14 protein-coding genes and 1 pseudogene are annotated in these 18,856 nt (G+C 65.3%); 9 read left to right on the top strand and 6 right to left on the bottom strand.

The window, feature by feature from the left end; all coding sequences use genetic code 11:
• Positions 1–179 precede the first annotated feature (179 nt).
• A complete protein-coding gene (gene thrS / locus Q2941_RS25155) occupies positions 180–2,222 on the top strand; it encodes a threonine--tRNA ligase (protein ID WP_027525645.1) in 2,043 nt (680 codons plus the stop codon).
• Here thrS and Q2941_RS25150 read toward each other — a convergent pair.
• Positions 2,219–3,133 (bottom strand): hypothetical protein, encoded by a 915-nt coding sequence (locus Q2941_RS25150; RefSeq protein WP_458194026.1) that lies wholly within the window; start codon positions 3,131–3,133, stop codon positions 2,219–2,221. The genes thrS and Q2941_RS25150 overlap by 4 nt on opposite strands.
• A 267-nt stretch (positions 3,134–3,400) precedes the next feature.
• On the opposite strand from Q2941_RS25150, the gene Q2941_RS25145 reads away from it, so the two are divergent.
• From Q2941_RS25145 to Q2941_RS25135, 3 genes are all read left to right on the top strand, one after another.
• Entirely contained in the window at positions 3,401–6,925 is a 3,525-nt protein-coding gene (locus Q2941_RS25145; protein WP_458194025.1) for an autotransporter outer membrane beta-barrel domain-containing protein, read from the top strand.
• Positions 6,926–7,037: 112 nt separating this feature from the next.
• A complete protein-coding gene (locus Q2941_RS25140) occupies positions 7,038–7,601 on the top strand; it encodes a nitroreductase family protein (protein WP_027525648.1) in 564 nt (187 codons plus the stop codon).
• Between the two features lie 126 nt (positions 7,602–7,727).
• A complete protein-coding gene (locus tag Q2941_RS25135) occupies positions 7,728–9,002 on the top strand; it encodes a serine hydrolase domain-containing protein (protein ID WP_371933141.1) in 1,275 nt (424 codons plus the stop codon).
• Here Q2941_RS25135 and Q2941_RS25130 read toward each other — a convergent pair.
• The gene (locus tag Q2941_RS25130; RefSeq protein WP_254111798.1) at positions 8,988–11,450 is read right to left on the bottom strand and encodes a putative bifunctional diguanylate cyclase/phosphodiesterase; all 2,463 of its coding nucleotides are present in this window, start codon (positions 11,448–11,450) and stop codon (positions 8,988–8,990) included. The two genes, Q2941_RS25135 and Q2941_RS25130, sit on opposite strands and share 15 nt — an antisense overlap.
• Positions 11,451–11,596: 146 nt before the next feature.
• Here Q2941_RS25130 and Q2941_RS25125 point away from each other — a divergent pair.
• Positions 11,597–12,344, top strand: a pseudogene (locus Q2941_RS25125) (zinc-binding dehydrogenase); the annotation flags it as partial.
• Positions 12,345–12,415: 71 nt separating this feature from the next.
• Here Q2941_RS25125 and Q2941_RS25120 read toward each other — a convergent pair.
• Positions 12,416–12,610, bottom strand: a complete 195-nt coding sequence (locus tag Q2941_RS25120) for a hypothetical protein (RefSeq protein ID WP_027525651.1) — start codon at positions 12,608–12,610, stop codon at positions 12,416–12,418.
• 447 nt (positions 12,611–13,057) lie between these two features.
• Complete coding sequence (locus Q2941_RS25115; RefSeq protein ID WP_027525652.1) at positions 13,058–14,119, bottom strand: hypothetical protein; 1,062 nt, start codon at positions 14,117–14,119, stop codon at positions 13,058–13,060.
• 234 nt (positions 14,120–14,353) lie between these two features.
• Here Q2941_RS25115 and Q2941_RS25110 point away from each other — a divergent pair, with 234 nt between their 5' ends.
• Positions 14,354–15,457 carry a patatin-like phospholipase family protein gene (locus Q2941_RS25110; protein ID WP_458194024.1) on the top strand — a complete coding sequence of 368 codons (1,104 nt, stop codon included), beginning with the start codon at positions 14,354–14,356 and terminating at the stop codon, positions 15,455–15,457.
• A 3-nt stretch (positions 15,458–15,460) separates the two neighbouring features.
• Here the strand turns inward: Q2941_RS25110 and Q2941_RS25105 are convergent, their stop codons facing one another.
• Both Q2941_RS25105 and Q2941_RS25100 read right to left on the bottom strand, forming a co-directional pair.
• On the bottom strand, positions 15,461–15,889 hold the full coding sequence (locus Q2941_RS25105) for a CBS domain-containing protein (protein WP_027525654.1): 429 nt from the start codon (positions 15,887–15,889) through the stop codon (positions 15,461–15,463).
• 190 nt (positions 15,890–16,079) lie between these two features.
• The gene (locus tag Q2941_RS25100) at positions 16,080–16,886 is read right to left on the bottom strand and encodes a rhomboid family intramembrane serine protease (protein ID WP_458194023.1); all 807 of its coding nucleotides are present in this window, start codon (positions 16,884–16,886) and stop codon (positions 16,080–16,082) included.
• A 457-nt stretch (positions 16,887–17,343) separates the two neighbouring features.
• Here Q2941_RS25100 and Q2941_RS25095 point away from each other — a divergent pair, with 457 nt between their 5' ends.
• From Q2941_RS25095 to Q2941_RS25085, 3 genes are all read left to right on the top strand, one after another.
• Positions 17,344–17,898 carry a PAS domain-containing protein gene (locus Q2941_RS25095; RefSeq protein ID WP_027525656.1) on the top strand — a complete coding sequence of 185 codons (555 nt, stop codon included), beginning with the start codon at positions 17,344–17,346 and terminating at the stop codon, positions 17,896–17,898.
• A gap of 29 nt (positions 17,899–17,927) precedes the next feature.
• A complete protein-coding gene (locus tag Q2941_RS25090; RefSeq protein ID WP_458194022.1) occupies positions 17,928–18,437 on the top strand; it encodes a GNAT family N-acetyltransferase in 510 nt (169 codons plus the stop codon).
• 170 nt (positions 18,438–18,607) lie between these two features.
• A partial coding sequence (locus Q2941_RS25085) for a hypothetical protein (protein ID WP_458194021.1) occupies positions 18,608–18,856 on the top strand: 249 nt, incomplete at its 3' end.

Raw genomic sequence — 18,856 nt, 5'->3', positions numbered from 1 at the left:
CCCATGAAACAACAACCTGTGGACGCATGCAACGTCAAGGTGCGTCTGGCGTCCGGCTCTGAAACGGGACGCAGGCAATTTCCTCGTTTTGCCCGATTGCGCAGGCCGAATCGCCTGATATACCGCTCGTTCCCGCTTACCTGCGCTCGTTCGCAGGAGTGAGCTTCAGGAGAAATGCCATGTCCGACGACCACAAGTCCGAATCCGGTTTCCAGTACAGCCTCAGCAATTTGAAGCCCGTGACCCCGGCCGCCAAGGTTACCCTCACCTTCCCCGACGGCGCCAAGCGCCAATTCGACAAGAGCATTACCGGCCTCGACATCGCCAAGGGCATCTCGCCGTCGCTCGCCAAGCGCACGGTGGCGATGGCGCTCGACGGCGCGCTCACCGATCTCAATGATCCCATCGAGTCCGATGCCAAGATCGAGTTCGTTGGCCGCGAAGATCCCCGCGCGCTGGAATTGATACGGCATGACGCCGCGCATGTGCTCGCCGAGGCCGTGCAAGCGCTGTGGCCGGGGACTCAGGTCACCATCGGCCCGGTGATCGAGAACGGCTTCTATTACGACTTCTTCCGCAACGAGCCGTTCACCCCGGAAGATTTTGCCGCGATCGAGAAGAAGATGCGCGAGATCATCGCGCGCGACAAACCCTTCACCAAGGAAGTCTGGGATCGCGAGAAGACCAAGCAGGTGTTCCGCGACAAGGGCGAGGCCTTCAAGGTCGAGCTGGTCGACACCATTCCCGGCAATGAGCCGATCAAGATCTATTTCCAGGGCGACTGGTTCGATCTGTGCCGCGGCCCGCACATGACCTCGACCGGCAAGATCGGCAACGCCTTCAAATTGATGAAGGTGGCGGGCGCCTATTGGCGCGGCGATTCCAACAACCCGATGCTGACCCGCATCTATGGCACCGCCTTCGCCAAGCAGGAGGACCTCGACGCCTACCTCAAGCAGATCGAGGAAGCCGAGAAGCGCGACCATCGCAAGCTCGGGCGAGAGCTCGACCTCTTCCACTTCCAGGAGGAAGGTCCGGGCGTGGTGTTCTGGCACCCCAAGGGCTGGACCATCTTCCAGCAGCTCATCGCCTATATGCGGCGGCGCCTGACCGGCGACTACAGCGAGGTCAACGCGCCGCAGATCCTCGACAAGGTGCTGTGGGAGACCTCCGGCCATTGGGGCTGGTACCGCGAGAACATGTTCGCGGCGCAGTCGGCCGGAGACGAGGCCGAGGACAAGCGCTGGTTTGCGCTCAAGCCGATGAACTGCCCCGGCCACGTGCAGATCTTCAAGCACGGCCTGAAGAGCTACCGCGACCTGCCGATGCGGCTCGCCGAGTTCGGCGTGGTGCATCGCTACGAGCCATCTGGCGCCATGCACGGATTGATGCGCGTGCGCGGCTTCACCCAGGACGATGCGCATATCTTCTGCACCGAGGAGCAGCTTGCCGACGAGTGCCTGAAGATCAACGACCTGATCCTGTCGACCTATGCCGATTTCGGCTTCACCGGCGACCTCACCGTCAAGCTGTCGACCCGCCCCGACAAGCGCGTCGGCACCGATGCGATGTGGGATCATGCCGAGCGCGTGATGGCGACGGTGTTGCGCGAGATCCAGTCGCAGAACAATCACATCAAGACCGAGATCAATCCGGGCGAAGGCGCCTTCTACGGGCCGAAGTTCGAATACGTGCTGCGCGATGCCATCGGCCGCGACTGGCAGTGCGGCACCACGCAGGTCGACTTCAACCTGCCGGAGCGGTTCGGCGCGTTCTATATCGACCATGACGGCGGCAAGAAACCGCCGGTGATGGTGCACCGCGCGATCTGCGGCTCGATGGAGCGCTACATCGGCATCCTGATCGAGCACTATGCCGGCAACTTCCCGCTCTGGCTCTCGCCGGTGCAGGTGGTGGTCACGACCATCACCTCGGAAGCCGACGAATACGCCAAGCAGGTGGTGGAGCAGGCACGCCGCGCCGGCCTGCGGGTCGAGATCGACCTGCGCAACGAGAAGATCAACTACAAGGTCCGCGAGCACTCGCTGGCCAAGATCCCGGCGCTGCTCGTGGTCGGCAAGAAGGAGGCCGAGACGCACTCGGTCTCCGTTCGCCGGCTCGGCAGCGACGGCCAGAAGGTGATGCCGACCGACGAGGCGATCGCCGCGCTGGTCGACGAGGCGAGCCCGCCTGACGTCAAGCGGGCACGCGGCGCTGCCTAAACCACCGGTGCCGCCGTCGCGACCGGGCGTCCGGCGGCGGCACTTCCCGGCAAGGCTACTTCAGCGCATTCGGCCAGATAGAGGAACATGGTGGCGAGCAGCCCTTCCATGGCCACGCGCCCGCGCGGCAGGATGGTGATTTCATCATTGGCGGCCCCGCCCCGCCGCAGCAATCCCTGCGCTTCGGCGTCCCGCAACAGCGTGAACACGTGTTTGCGGGACACCGAGAACCGTGTCGCCAAGGCCTTCATGGACAAGGGCACGGGCTTGACCGGCGGAAACGACTCGTCCGCCGGACCCGCCAGCGCCAGGCTGAACAAGACCATCATTCCGGCGCTGCGCTCGGCAAAGAGTTCGAGTTCGGGGGCGTTATCGAGCACGCGCAAGCCCGCGACAAAGCGGCGGCCGAGCTCGATCGCAAATGCACCCACGAAAGCGGGATCATCGACGGCGGCCCGATAGGCCCTCGCCTGCGGGATCACCATGCCGATGGCATCAAAATGGGCGCTCCATCGGACCCGGTGCAGCGTCAACAGCTTCTCGGTCGGCACCAGCGGCCGCCGGCGCCGGTCACGGTCCGGCGCGGCCGAAAGCAACCCGGCCGCACGCATCAACGCCAGCATGGCCTCGCAGCGTCCGCGGCTGCACAGGCCTAGGCGGACGCACAGGTCCTTCATGGCACCGACGGTCAGCCCCGGCTCTGTGGCGCGCCGTCGGCTGTAATGAAGATAGAGGGCAACGTGCGGAAGCACAGCGCGGGCGCGGTCGTTGAGCAGCGCATTCAGGATGCGGTCGCCCCGGTAGAGCGAGACCGAACTTTGCGCACAAGCCCGGATGGCAGCGACGAAGGCGGGATGACCGCGCAAGGCGGCAACGGCATCGGGAGAAGGAGTTAACGCGGCGTCCGACATTCCCGGTTCACATCACATGCGGATCTTCCTGCCGCGCTTTGGCAACTAGCAATTCACGCACACTCTTACAATTGCCACCGCTCTTGATGACGGCGGCAATGCAGAGGCGGCATCGCCGGTGTTGCACGCAAGCCACGGCGCGCTGGAACGATAACGATCTGCGGAATCCACCCAAAAAGTCGCAGTTCTCGCAAGCCCTCTTGGTGGCTACCCGTCCTTGGTCGCAGGTCGGATTCACCGGATGCGTCTTGATGCAATGGGGGTGAAGTGCTGGTCGCGACGAAGCAGCTTTGGCTGGCGACGGCGCTGTCACTGGCTGCAGCGAGCCCTGCCTTCGCGCAGGCGACCGAAGGCGGCGCGGGCGGCAGCAGCTCTGCCTTTTCGAATGGCGGCACGAGCTCGGCAACCAGCCAGGGCGGCTACGGCGGCGACTCGCCGGCGGTCATCCGCGGCGGTGGCGGCGGCGGCGCCGGGGCGTCGGGCGGCGGCGGCGGATCGGGCTCCGGCGGCGCGGTCGGCGGCAATGGTGGCATCGGTGCGGGGCTTAGCGGGGGCGGCGGCGGCAATGGCAGCAGTGGCAATAGCGGCGGCGGAGGTGGCGGCGGCGCGCATGGCGACGTCGTGACCGTCGACACCGTCAACGCCGCAACGACAACGGGCGGCGCGGGCGGTCATGGCGGTTCGAGCACGGGCACCGCGAGCGGGGGCGGCGGAGGCGCCGGCGGCTATGGCGTCGTGGTCGATGGCAGCGTCCTCACCTACTCCAACAACGGCACCATCGGCGGCGGTAACGGCGGAAACGGCGGCGCCAATACCACTGGCAACGGCTTTGGCGGCAACGGAGGCGACGGCGGATACGGTGTCTACCTGACCGGCAGCAGCATCCTCAGCAATTCCGGGACCATCGCGGGCGGAAACGGGGGCGGCGGCGGAAACGCAACCTCCAGCACCCAGAACTCGGCCGGCGGCGACGGCGGCAACGGCGGCACCGCCGTCACTTTCGCCAGCGGCGGCACGCTGATCAATTCGGGCACAATCACCGGCGGCACGTCCGGCGCGCCTGGTGCCGGCTCCTCCTCAAGCTTACCCAATGGCGTGAAGAGTGACGGGGAGGCTGGCTCGGCCGGCGACGGCGTCGTCGGCGCCAATCTCACGATCATCAACAGCGGCACGATCTCGGCCGGCGTGAACCTCGGCGCGGCGGTCGACGCCAACGCCATCACGTTCACCGGGGGCAGCAACATCCTCGAACTCTGGGCCGGCTCGGTCATCAACGGTAACGTCGTCGGCACGGGCACCGATACGTTCCGGCTCGGCGGCTCGACCGACAGCACCTTCGACGTCTCCGGCATCGGCTCGACTGCGCAGTATCAAGCCTTTTCGAGCTTCGTGAAGACCGGCGGCAGCACCTGGACCCTGACAGGCACGACGACGGCGACGACGCCGTGGAGCATCAATCAGGGCACGCTTGCGGTCAGCTCCGACGACAACCTCGGCGCGGCATCCGGCGGGCTCGCCTTCGGTGGCGGCACGTTGCAATTTCTAGCGGGATTTTCCAGCAGTCGAACGGTGACGCTGAATGCGGGCGGCGGCACGATCGACACCAACGGCTACGACGCGGCACTCGATGGCGCCATCGGCGGCACCGGCGGCCTCACCAAGATCGGCAACGGAACTCTCGCGCTGACCGGCGTCAACTCCTACTCCGGCGGGACGGCCGTCAACGGCGGCACTCTCGCCGTTGCTTCCGACTCGAGCCTCGGCGCGGCGTCGGGCGGCCTCTCCCTCGACGGCGGCACGCTGCAATTCCTGGCTGGATTTTCCACCGCTCGAACGGTGACGCTGAATGCGGGCGGCGGCACGTTCGACACCAACGGCTTCAACGCGACGCTTGATGGCCCAATCGGCGGCGCCGGAGGTCTAACCAAGATCGGCAGCGGGACGCTCGTGCTGGCCGGCATCAGTTCCTATTCCGGCGCGACGACAGTCAATGCCGGCGTGCTCGACGTCGAGGGCACGATCACCACCTCGGCGGCGACCGTCAACGCCGGGGGCGCCCTGACCGGCGCCGGCACCCTCGCGCCGCAGACTCTGACGGTCAATGCCGGCGGCCTACTCGCGCCGGGCAATGGTACGTCGGGCTCGTCGTTCACGATCATCGGCAACCTCGCCTTGCAATCCGGCGCGATCTATCTGGTGCAGCTCGATCCGGCGGCGGCATCGTCCACGAACGTAACCAGTGGCGCGACACTCGGCGGCGCAACCGTGAAAGCGGTCTTCGCCAATGGCAGCTATGTCAGCAAGACCTATACCATCCTCACCGCAGATGCCGGCATCTCCGGCACCTTCAGTTCGCTAGTGAACACCAATCTGCCTGCGAATTTCGCGGCCAGCCTGAGCTATGACGCCAACGACGTCTTCCTCGACCTGACCCTGAGTTACACCATTCCGAGCGGCCTCAACCGCAATCAGCAGGCGGTCGGCAACGCACTGACCAACTTCTTCAATGCGAACGGCGGCATTCCGCTGGTCTATGGCGCGATGACGCCGGCGGGCCTGACGCAGGCGTCCGGCGAACTCGGGACTGGTTCGCAGCAGACCACGTTCAACGCGATGAATGGATTCATCGGCTTGCTCATGGATCCCTCCATGCAATGGATCGACAGGCCGGGCGGATCGAACGGCACGAGCGGCTTTGCGGCGGACGATTCCGCGACCACGCGCGCCAATCGCAAGCCAACCGACGCCTTCGCAATGCTGCCCCACCCGCGCGAAGACACCTTCGCCCAGCGCTGGAACGCGTGGGCGAGCGGTTTTGGCGGCTCGCAATCGACCAGCGGCAACGCAGCCCTGGGCTCGAACGACACGACAAGCCGCATCTTGGGCACCGCGGTCGGCGCCGACTATCGCTTCTCGCCGCAAACGCTGGCCGGCTTTGCGCTGGCAGGCGGCGGCACCAATTTTGGCGTGACCGGTCTCGGTTCGGGTCGCTCCGACCTGTTCCAGGCCGGCGCCTACCTGCGCCACATCGAGGGACCGGCGTATATCTCTGCCGCCCTCGCCTATGGATGGCAGGACATCACCACCGACCGCAGCGTCGGCGTCGACCGTCTGCGCGCCGAGTTCAACGCCAATGCCTATTCGGGCCGCGTCGAAGGCGGCTACCGGTTTGTCGCACCTGTGGGCACCGGTATTGGCCTCACGCCCTACGCAGCAGCCCAGGCGACCACCTTCAATCTGCCGGCTTACGCCGAACAGGTCGTCTCTGGCGCGTCGACCTTTGCACCGGGCATGCAGATTTCCCGCACCCGGCTTTCACTTGTCTCATCAAGCCTTCGCACTCGATCGGTCGTTACGACGAGTCGGGATGCGGAAGAGTTTGAGCGTATCGTGCAGGTAATCCTGCGGATACTCTTTGAAGCCCCTGCCACGTTTTCCTGCTCGTTGTATTTGAGCTACGCCAGCAAGAACGTGACCGACGCCCGCAGCGAGCTCGGCCTTCGAACCGACAAGTCCGTCGCCGTGCCTGACGGCATCCTGACATTGCGCGGCCGCCTCGCCTGGATGTACGACTTCAACCCGGATCGCTCGGTCGCGGCGACCTTCCAGTCGCTGCCGGGCGCAAGCTTTGTAGTCAACGGCGCGGCACAGGCGCGCAACGCCGCGCTCACGACGACGTCGGCCGAACTGAAATGGTCCAACGGCTGGTCGGCCGCCGCGACATTCGAAGGTGAGCTCTCCGCCGTCACGCGCTCCTATGCCGGCAAGGGTGCGGTGCGCTACGCTTGGTGAACTGCAACGGGCGCAGATCACAATCCGTCTAGATGGGGGGTCTACGGTCTCGTGGCCAGCAGGATCGCGTGCTAATGCGATGGCCAAAATTGGCCCCATGAAAGAGATACCCGTGCCCGACGCCATCGAATTGTTAAAGACCCGCCGCTCCGTCAAGCCGCGCGAGATGGCTGGGCCCGGCCCCTCGCCGTCCGAGCTCGAGACGATCCTGACCATCGGCGCGCGGGTGCCGGATCACGGCAAGCTCGCGCCCTGGCGCTTCATCGTCTTCGAGGGCGAAGCCCGGATGCGCGCCGGCGAAGTGATCGCGCGCGTGTTCGCGCGCAAGAATCCGGGCGCGCCGGCGGCCGAGATCGAGGTCGAGAGGAAGCGGCTCACTGACGCGCCGCTCGTCATCGGGATCGTCAGCTTCACCAAGCCGCATCCGAAGGTGCCGGCCTGGGAGCAGGAATTGTCGGCCGGCGCCAGCGCCATGAACATCGTCACGGCCGCGACCGCGCTCGGCTATGGCGCGTGCTGGCTGACCGGCTGGTTTGCTTTCGACCGCGACGTGCTGGAAGGGCTCGGGCTGAAGCCGGATGAGAAGCTCGCCGGCCTCGTGCACATCGGCAGGCCGACCAAGCCAAGCGAAGACCGCCCTCGCCCGGCACTCTCGGAGATCGTGACGCGGTTTTAGTCGACTTCACCCAGTTGACGGACCGCTCATCTTCCGGCTTTGATCCCGTTGCGTCGACCGGGCAGGATACCGAAGTGACGCTTGCTCACGCCCGTGCCGCCGCCTGACGCTGCGCGGGCTCATGCCATGATCACCACGCGACGAACATTCCTCGCCGGCGCAGCGCTGCTCGCCGGCACCGCCATGCGCAGCCGCGCGAAAGACATCCCTGCGCCCTCGCCCGACCAGCTTGAGCGTATCACGGCATTCTTCGACAACGAGGTCTCGGCCCACCGGCTGCCGGGTGCGATCATCCTGGTTCAGCAGCACGGCAAGCCGCTGTATCTGAAGACCATCGGCGTGCGCGACGTCCGGACCGGCCTTTCCATGACGCCGGACACGATCTTCTCCATCCATTCCATGACCAAGCCGATCACGAGCTTAGGGGCGATGATGCTGATCGACGCCGGCAAGCTGTCGCTGTCCGATGCCGTCTCCAAATACATCCCGGCCTTCGCCAGCGTGAAAGTCGGGCTCGACACGCCGGCCGCCGAGCGATTGCATGTGCTCAAGATCGTGGCCCCGATCCGGCCGGTCACCATTCAGGACCTCATGCGGCATACCTCCGGGATCACCTACGGATATATCGGCGGCGAGCTGATCGAAGAGGCCTATATGGCCGCGAACATCTTCGAAGGCCATTTTGACAACAGGGAGTTCGCCGAGCGCATCGCAAGACTGCCGCTGGCGCGCCAGCCCGGCACGCTGTGGCGCTACGGCCACTCGACCGACGTGCTCGGCCGCGTCATCGAGGTCGTTTCGGGGCAGACGCTCTACCAGTTCCTCAAGCAGAACGTGCTCGATCCGCTCGGCATGACCAGCACCAAGTTCGTGCTGACGACGCCCGACGAGTTCAAGCGGATGGCGCGGCCGCTGCCGAACGACACGATTCTGCTCGACGCCGAGCGCGACCGTCTCGCCCATCCCGAATGGGAATCCGGCGGCGGCGGCCTGCTCTCGACCATCACCGACTACGGGCGCTTTGCGCAGATGCTGCTCAACGGCGGCGAGCTCGACGGCAAGCGCTATCTCAGCCCCGCCGCCTTCAAGGACATGACGACGGATCACATCGGGCCAGGCTCGGGCGTCGATCGCGACTACTTTTATTTCCCGGGTGACGGCTTCGGCTATGGCTACGGCCTTGCGGTGCGCACCGATCCCGGCAATGCCAAACCACCGCCGCCGGGCTCGATCGGCGAATTGAAGTGGGATTCCGGCAGCGGCACCTATTTCGGCGTCGATCCCAAGCTCGACATGGTCTACGTCATGATGCAACAGACCCAGAACGAGCGCGGCCGCATCACGCCTGCCTTCAAGGCCCTCGTCTACGACGCCTACCCTCCCGGGCTACGCCGCCCGTGAGGCGCGCTGTCCGATCGTCGTCAGCAACTCTTTGATCTCGCCCGCGGGGCGCGCCGCGCTGAACAGGAATCCCTGAACCTCGTTGCAGCCTTCCGCGCGCAGCCAGTCGAGCTGGTCCTCGGTCTCGACGCCTTCCGCCGTCGTCGTGATGTTGAGGCTGCGGCCGAGCCCCGAGATCGCGCGAACGATGGCGACGCAGTCGGGGCGCTCCGCGAGATCCTTCACGAAGGAGCGATCGATCTTGATCTTGTCGAAGGGAAAGCTGCGCAAATAACTGAGACTGGAATAGCCGGTGCCGAAATCGTCCATGGAGATGCCGACACCGAGCTCGCGGAGCTGGTGCAGAGTGGCGAGGTTGGCATCGGTCTCGGCCAGGAAGATCGACTCCGTGATCTCGAGCTCGAGCCGCTTCGGCGCCAGGCCCGATCGTGCCAGCGCCGAGATCACGACCTGGACCAGGTTGCGGCTGCGGAATTGCGCCGGCGAGAGGTTGACCGCGACCTTGATCTCGCGCGGCCATTTCACCGCCTCGCTGCAGGCCTCGCGAAGCACCCATTCCCCGAGCTGGGTGATCAGGCCGATATCCTCGGCCACCGGGACGAACTCGGCCGGCGAGATCATGCCCTTGTCCGGATGACGCCAGCGCAACAGCGATTCGAAACCCGAGATGCGGTCGGAAGCGATCGAGACCAGCGGCTGGTAGTGCAGCTCGAATTCGCCATTGGCGAACGCACGCCGCAGGTCGAGCTCCATGTCGCGCCGCCGCTGCGCCTGCAGATCCATCTCCTTCTCGAAGAAATGATGCACGCCGCCGCCGTCGGACTTGGCACGGTAGAGTGCCATGTCGGCATTGCGCATCAATTCCTCCGATGTCACGCCGTCGCCGGGCGACAGCGCGATGCCGATGCTGGCGCCGATCACCAGCTCCAGGCCGTCGATCTCGTAGGGGGCGCTCAGCATCTCGATCAGGAGGCTGGCGCAAGCGCTGGCCTCGTTCGGCGACACGTCGGCTGCGAGGATTACGGCGAACTCGTCGCCGCCGACGCGAGCGGCAAGGTTGGCGCCGCGGATCGCGATCGCCAGGCGCTCGGCGACGTGTTTCAGTAGACGGTCGCCGATGGGATGGCCGAAGGAATCGTTGATGGTCTTGAACAGGTCGAGATCGATGCAGAGCACGCCGACCCTTTTGCCCCCGGCCTGATCGAGCGCCAGCTTCAGGCGTTCCTGGAAATGCTCCCGGTTCGCCAGATTGGTAAGCCCGTCATGATGGGCCATGTAGGCGATGCGCGCCTCGGCCTTGCGCCGTTCGGTGATGTCAACCACAGCGACCAGATAACCGTCGCGGCCTTCGAACGTGACGCGGCGGCCGAAGGTCAGGACCTCGATCTCACTGCCGTCGGCGCGCAGGTGCCGCCAGTTGCGCGAGGAGTGATAGGTGTCGCCAAGGCGCTGCAGCGCCTCGGAGTGGCTGTCCCATTCGTCGTGCGGCCAGATCTCCAGCAGGCTCATGCGCAGGAAGGCGTCCCGGTCGTAGCCATAGTGCTGGACCGCGGCGTCATTGACGCCCAGGAAGCGCTTCGTCTCGGCGTCGAACACCCACATCGGCATCGGGTTGTTGTCGAACAGCAGCCGGAACGATGCGTCGCGCTGCTTCAGCGCGGTGACATCGGAGATCGTGAGCGACACGACGTCGGCAAAGGCGGTGGCGCAGAGCCGGAGATGGCGTCCATCGTGCTCGATCTCGCGCTGCTCGCTGCGGCCGCCCGAGATGGCTGCATGCAGAAGCTCCACGACGCCGGGTGTTCCAAGGATCGTGCCGCCCTCTCCGAGCCGGCGCCATAACAGGCTTCCGCTCGCTGCCTTCAGCAGCACCTCCGCGCTTCTGTTGTGATGCACGATCTGGAAGTCGAAGGCCCTCGCATCGGCATCGCGCAGCGCGGCCAGCGACACCACCGCATCGTCGGTCGCAGAGAAGATCGCATCGAGGAGATTATATTGCGCGCCGCGCTCGTTGACGTAAGTCCCGATCAGCATGGCGCCCCAGCGCGAGGCGGTCGGCAGCGCCAGCACATCGTAGGTCCTGACCATGCCGTCGCGCACGCAATGTGCGCGCGCATGATGCGGGCGGCCGTTCCGCAGCGCGTTCGCCGCGACTTCCGTAAGCGCAGTTGCGCAATCGGGCGCCAAGGCTGCCACCGGAACGTCCCAGCGCTCGTCGCCGAGCCATGTCTGCACGTAGCGTCCACTGCGCGACAGTTCGAGCGCACCGTCGGCCCGAAGCAGCGCCATGTGGTCGGCGAGCCGCCCGAGGCTGCCGAGCATCACATCCTCGTAGCGCGGCAACCGTTCGCCCGGCCGTAACGCAGCGTGCCATTTGCGCTGAAGCACCGGGATGTCGTCAAACATGTCGGTGGCCGGTTTGCCCGGCATCTTCTTCGCGGCACTCATTGCAGTCCCCAACGCTATCCCAACGCATCCAAGGCAGGCGCACTTAATGGCGTGTAAAAGGTTTTTGCCTGCGGCGCTCGAGGGGCGATTATGACAGTTTTAAGTCAGGCGATGGTTAGTGCGCATTAGCGACTGTGACAGTTCGTACGCGCTTCAGTCCGGGCGATGAAGTGTACGGGATGACGGGTGGCGTTGGTGGCGTCCAGGGATCGCTTGCCGAATTCACCGCAGTGGATGCAGACCTGCTGGCGCTGAAGCCTGCCAATCTCAGTATGCGGGAGACGGCCGCCCTGCCCTCATCTTCATCACCGCCTGGGAGGCCTGGCCGACCGGGCCAGAATTTCACCCGGCAGCAAGGTCCTGATCCACGGCGGTGCCGGCGGCGTCGGTCATATCGCGATCCAGCTCGCACGTGCGTCCGGTGCTGAGGTGTATGCCACCGGCTCCAAGGCGCAGCGAACGTACATCGAAAGTGTCGGCGCAACCTTCATCGACCGCGACGATATTGTGGAGGCTTACGTTGCGCGGCACACGGCAGGGCGCGGTTTCGATCTCGTCTACGACACCGTCGGCGGAACCGTGCTCGACACCTCGTTCACTGCCGTGCGCCGCTTCGGCCATGAAGTGAGCGCGCTCGGCTGGGGCACGCATGCGCTCGCGCCGCTGTCGTTCCGTGCCGCAACCTATTCCGGCGTGTTCACGCTGCTGCCTCTGCTCAGCGGCGAGGGCCGCGCGCATCACGGCGAGATCCTGGCGGAAGCGACCCGCCTTGCCGAAGCGGGCAAGCTCGTGTCGCTGCTCGATGCCCGCCGCTTCACGCTTCAGACCGTCGCGGACGCCTACGCGCTGATCCGCGACCGCGATGCAAAGGGCACGCTAATCGTCGGGCCCTGAGCCGGCGAGATGACAATCTCGTCGCGCTTCATGGTCCCGCGCCCTTCCGAGGCCGGGTAGGCTGCCGCCCGCTAGTCCTCGCTCGAGGCTGCCGACCGGTTGTTCAGATAGGCCTGGGACAGCAGGAAGAACAGCGCGCGTTCACCCTGATACTTGGCCGCCGGACGGGTGCGCTCGAAGCCATCGGCAAACAGCTTGCCTGACTGGTCGCAAACCTGCCACCGCCAGCCAAATCGCTTGCGTCTCGTTAGGACCACTTCGAACATGCCGATGGGTTGCGCCCCCTGCTCGTTGCCGGCCACGCGAGGCGAAGACAGACGACCCGCGCATCCGGCCCCCTTGGACGGATGCCAGAGATATAACGCAGCAGGAGCGAAAGAGAACAAAATTGATTATCGGAATTGCGTTGCTGGTGCGGTGTTTCCCCAGGCCTTGCGCCTGAAGACGATTTTGGTAGCGCTTTCGCACGCGCATGCAAATCGGAACTCACGCCTGGAGGTGCGGTGAGGAGAGACTCACCGGTCATCCAGGCCAAAATCTCAGCCGCCGACTCGCGCCTGCAAATGCGCGGGATAACGATTGCCCTCGCTTCGAGACGGTATAGCTTTCGCGATCGCGCCGAGCGGTCGACGAGCGCCTGGCCGGCATTTCGTGCGCTGGATGAGAAGCGGGCGAGGTAAGAAGGCTTCGCTGTCCCGTTCAGACTGAACGCGTCAGCGCGCGACGACTTCGACTTCGCCGTCGACGCCGTTGACGACGTTGAAGCCGCGCTCATAGACCTTGCCCTCGTTCTTGGCGATGGCGCGGTATTCGCCTTCGGAGAGCACGACCTTCGGGAAGGCGCCGATCGATTCCTTGATCACGTCGCCGCCGGGGGTGAGCACCGACCAGGCGGTGTTGGCGAGCGCCTCGCCGCCCTTGTCGCTGACGAGCTTCAGCGTGATCACGGCGGCGCGGTGGGTGATGGTCACGTCGGTGAGCTTGCCGGCCTGCACGCGGATGTCGGAGCGCACCACCGAGTTGGCGTCGCCGTAGTTGGAGATGATGTAGTAGGTGCCCTCCGGCAGCAGCACGACGTCGCCAGCGGCAACGTTCGGCACCAACGAGGAGCGCTCGCCGCCTTCGAACTGGCTGCCCTTGTAGATCGCGAACGAGATCTGGTTCTGCGGAATGCGACTGGTGCCGACGCGGCCCTCGATGCGCAGGCCTCCCGCCGGCAGCACGAAGGCCTCGCGGTCGGTCTCGGCTTTCAGGCTCACCGTGCGCACGGCGCTGACGAGACCGAAGGCCACGTGCACGACGTAATTGCCGGGCGGCAGCACGATGTTGGGCGTGGCGTTGCGATCCTCACGGATCAGCTTGAACGTGCCGTTCTCGTCGGGGCGGTCGGCAAACACCCGCCACACCAGCCCGCTGGTGATCGGCGGCAGATCCTTGCCGTATTTAGCGGTCAGCGACAGCACGGCCTGGCCGGGCGCAGCAGCTCCCATGGGCGCGGCCGGCGGGACGGTCGCGACCGAGGGCGGGATGGTGGGAGATGCCGGCTGCGTCAGCGTCGGCGGCAGGCTCGGCGGCGCCGCGCCCGGGCCCGAGGGCGGCGCGAGGCTGACGGCCGCACCGGGATCGGGCACGGCGGCCGGTGGCACCGGCGGCGGGCGGTCGGAGAACAATTGCGCGTGAGCGGCGCCATCGCCGAGGAAGCAGGCAAGCAAAACGGCCGGCAGCAGCCATCCGCCGCGCCGCCACCGTCTGATGCCGTCACCCCCGAAAATCATGTACGTGCTTTTCACCGAAAACGCGGCAAATTCAAGCCACCGGAACCCCGGGAAACACCTGTTTCTGGAACGGGCGGAACCTCAAATGGTTAGTCTTGCGGCAACCAGCCATCGCCATACTCCTGCCCAGTGCCCTCCCCAAAGCGGCATAAACCATGCTTCGCTGTGTTTCTGGCGGGGCTGGATCGCGGTGCCTAGTCTGGTTAGCGTCAGTCGGGTCGTAGGAGATCTTCGGTGCTGGATATGTTGAAGGGTCGCGGCGCGAACGGCTCCAACAGTGCGAACAGCGAAAAGGTGGGGCTCGGCAGCATTCGTCGTCCGGTCATCGGCCTTGCGCTCGGCGGCGGTGCGGCGCGTGGCTTTGCCCATATCGGTATTTTGAGAACGCTGCTCGCCAACGGAATAGTGCCGAACGTCGTGGTCGGCACTTCGATCGGCGCGGTAGTCGGCGGCGCTTATGCCTCAGGTCATCTCGACACGCTCGAGGACTGGGCCCGCAGCTTCCAGGGCGTGCGCAACATCCTCTCCTATCTCGACATTCGCCTCAATGGCTCCGGCCTGATCGGCGGTGAGAAGCTCGCAACCCGACTGGAGGCAGCGATCGGCCAGACCCTGATCGAGGATCTGTCGATCAAGTTCGCCACGGTCGCCACCGAAGTCCGCACCGGCCACGAGATCTGGCTGACTCGCGGCCGCATGGTCGAGGCGATGCGCGCTTCGTACGCGCTGCCGGGCATCTTCGCGCCGGTGCTGATCGGCGACCGCTGGTTGGTCGACGGCGCGCTGGTTAACCCGGTGCCGGTCTCCGCGGCGCGGGCGCTGGGCGCGGAAATCGTCATCGCCGCAAATCTTTCCAGCGACATCTTCACCCATTCCACGACCATCTATTCACACGGCGCGATGGCCGCCCCGGTCGAGCCGGCAGCAACCGAGGACGCGGCGGCCAAGGACGGCGCCAAGGATACCGCCAAGCGGCGCTTCCCGAGATTTTTCTCGCCCGAGCGCACCGTGAAGCGCGAGTTCTTCGGCGGCGGCGGACGGCCCGGCATCTCCTCGGTAATGGTGGATGCCTTCAACATCATGCAGGACCGCATCACCCGCGCGCGCCTTGCGGGCGATCCGCCGGACATGCTGATCACGCCGCGGGTCGGCCAGATCGGCTGGTTCGACTTCCACCGCGCCGACGATCTGATCGCCTTCGGCACCCGCGCCGCCGAGCGCGCGATCGACTCCATCCAGGAGGCGATCCACGTGCTGGCGCCGGCGCCGGAAGGCACCGCGCCCAAGACTGACCAGAACAAGACTGATCAAAACAAGGCCGAGAAAGTCAGCGAATGAGGCTTAGGCCGTCTTGATGTAGTCGCGCAGGGCTTCCTGCTCGGTCTCGTATTCGCGCACGCGCCATTTGACGATGTCGCCGATCGAGATCAGGCCAACCACCTTGCCATTATCGATGACCGGCAGATGTCGGAACTTGCCAGTGGTCATCATCTCCATGATCGCGGAGACCGTGTCGGTGTCCTTGCAGGTCACGACCTTCCGGGTCATGACGCTCGAGACCGGCTCCTCCAGCACGCCGGCGCCCCGCTCGCCCAGCACGCGCACGATGTCGCGTTCCGACAGGATGCCTTCGAGCCGGCTCTGATTCATCACCAGCACCGCGCCGATCTTCTTCTCCCCGAGCAGCTTGATTGCGGCCGACATCTTTGCGTCGGGCTCGACGGTCATGATCTGGTGGCCCTTGGTGTCGAGGATAGAACGTACCGTCATTGCCGCCTCCCTGAATCCTACCCGGCCCTCTAAGCTTGGGCCGGACTTGTTCGCGAGTCTTCAACTAACAGTCTCAATGCCGGTTTCATTCTCAGGCGCTGCGCGAAGCAGGGCCGCTACCGGCTTGTCGCATCACGACATTCTTCGCATGCGATGATGGATGAAATCGCCCCATCCCGCAAGCGTCGCTTCAAACGCGGTCTGAAATGTCCTGTGATGACGCATCTGCAGCATTGGGGCGCGCGCGCGGCACGGGATCGAAAAGCGAGAACAGCAGAAGGCCTGCGAAGAAGCCGCCGATATGCGCCTGCCAGGCGACGGTTGCGCCCTCGGTGTCGACCCCGATGGCCCCGATGCCGAAGATGATGTTGACGCCGAACCACACCGCGAGAAAACCCATCACCCGCCCGTCCCGCAGCGCCCGCGACAGCGGCAGCGCCGGCACTCTTGCCGCTGTGTCGGCATCGCTGCGGCTGAAGGACAGGAAGCTGCCGCGCACGAACGCAAAGCGGATCGCGGCCGCCATGGCACCGGATACCGACGCCGACGCCCCGATCATCGGCGCCACCGCATGCTCATGGGTGAGCAGATGGGCAAGCGCGCCGGCCGCCGCCGTCACCGCCAGGAACAGGTAGAAGCGCACCGGCCCGAAGCGCCGCGCCAGCGCGCTGCCGAACGGCAACAGCCACAGCACGTTGAAGCCGAGATGGGTGAGATTGGCGTGGAGCAGCGAATAGGTGACGAAGGTCCATACCTTCGCACCGGCGCCGCCGGGGATCGCCAGGTTGAGCAGCGAAGAATCGTAGCGCTTCGGGATGAAGCCGAAGACGTCGATGGTCCAGTTTTCGAGCTCAGGCGGCAGCAGCACCCGCAGATGGATCACCGCCAGCAGCGCGATGTAGGCCGTCAGCGCGCCCGGCAGCGTCAAAACCGGCTCGCGCCGCGCGTCCTGAAGTGCGGCCGGTTCATCCGGCGGAGAATTTGGCGGGGCGTCCAAGGGATTTTTGGCTTTCAAAGCGCGAACAGTGCGACAAGCGTGGAGATAGTCGCCTTTGCCCACCCCGTGCAAGTGCACAAAAGGAAAAGGGAGGGCCCTGGGAAAGCCCTCCCTGTCCGTGTCGGCCTTCCGGGACTTGGAGGAAAAAGGTGTATCCCCACCCCTCCCCACGGCCCGTGACCAAACTGTTTGACGCCTTGTGTACAGGCCCCGCCGAGAACCTGGAGTAAAGCAGCGAGGCTTGCGACCACGGCGACCATAGCAGCCGCGCGAACGGGTTAAAGCCCATCGTTAATTTAACGTTAACGACGCAAAGGCCCGTCCCTGGGGGCCAAAAACGCGCCTGCGGCATGGACGCTGCAGATCCGCTCCTGCACAACAAAGAAGGGGACCCGAGGTGCACTGAAGCGGGACAAGTCTGTCCCACGACGTGCAGCCGAGGGGCGAGCGTAGAGTCATGAAACATCCGTCAAGCCGCGAATTCTTCGCCTACTGGGACGACAAGCGCGGCACCGCGCGGGCGCCTGACCGTGCCGATATCGATCCGGCCGCCGTCCGCGGGCTGCTCGGCGACATCTTTGTCCTGTCCTGCGAGCCGACGCTCGGCTTCCCCTTCCGCGTCGCCGGCACGCGCGTCTGCGCACTCGCCGGACGTGACCTCAAGGATCAGAGCTTTGCCGCGCTCTTTACGCGCGAAAGCCGCACCGAGATCGAGGAGATCACTGCCATCGTCGCCGAGGAGACGCTCGGCGCCATCGCCGGCCTCACCGCGACGCGGCAGGACGGAACGCGCGCCCATCTCGAGCTCTTGCTGCTGCCCTTCAACGCGCGCCCGCATACGCCGGTCAGCGTCACCGGTGTGCTCGCCCCGTTCGACGACGAATATGGCGCGCTCGGCGAATTCGCCCTCACCTCCTGGCGCTATCTGCACCAGCCGGAGAAGCTGTTGCCTCGCGCCATCCGCAAGCTGCAGATCGCGCGCGGATTGATGGTATATGAGGGGCTGAGATAGACGCCCGCTTCGGGCGCGCGGGAAACAACGTGCAATCAGATTGGCGCCGCGCCAAGCCCTCCGATCTGCCGGCGATCATCGCGATCGCGACGGCCATCCATCCCGATCTGCCGGAGCGCGCCGACGTCCTTGCGGAGAAGATGAGCTTGTTTCCGGAAGGTTGCGGGGTGCTCATCGCGGGCGACGATGTCTCTGGCTACGGCATTGCTCATCCCTGGACGCTCCACCGGATTCCGCCGCTCGACGACTTCCTGCAAAGGCTGCCGCTCGCGCCGGACTGCCTCTACGTGCATGACGTCGCGGTGATGCCTGCCTCACGCGGCAGTCGCGTCGCGACATCGTACATCGAGATGCTCGTACGCCTGGCGCGCGCGAACGGAATCGAACATCTCGCGCTCGTCTCCGTCTACGACACCTCTCCGTTCTGGGCGCGCCATGGTTTTCGCGTGATCGCGCCCGACGCGGCGTCGCGCATCAAGCTGGCGTCCTATGGCGAAGGCGCGAGATACATGATCCGCGATCTCGATCAGCGCGGTTGAACGGCGCCTAGTGCGGCGCAGCGTGCAGGTCTGCTGCCGCCGCGGATCGTTCACGTTGCCGTGTAGCCTCTCGAACCGGTCTTCATCAGCTCCCGTCCAACGGCTGAGCGGGCCGTTCCGGGCTTCGCTGAACCGAAGACTGGAGAATTCTTATGTTTACGAAATCCAGATTGACAGCAATTGCATTGATCAGTTTCGCTGTGACGACCGCGATGGCCGCGACCAACGCCAACGCATTCCACCAGCGCGTTACGACCTGCGACGTCTTCTTCCTTGCGGGGTGTGGCGAAATTCTTCCGACCGTCACCCCGGAAGGCCGTCGCATCGTTCGTCTGCCGACGCCTCCTCGCGACACGTCCCCGACCTACATGAAGCAGTCCGATTCCCGCTACAACTCAGCGATGAATAATGCCGGAGGT

It is taken from the genome of Bradyrhizobium sp. UFLA05-153, from assembly GCF_054185185.1.
This window is presented reverse-complemented; position numbering and strand designations above follow the sequence as displayed.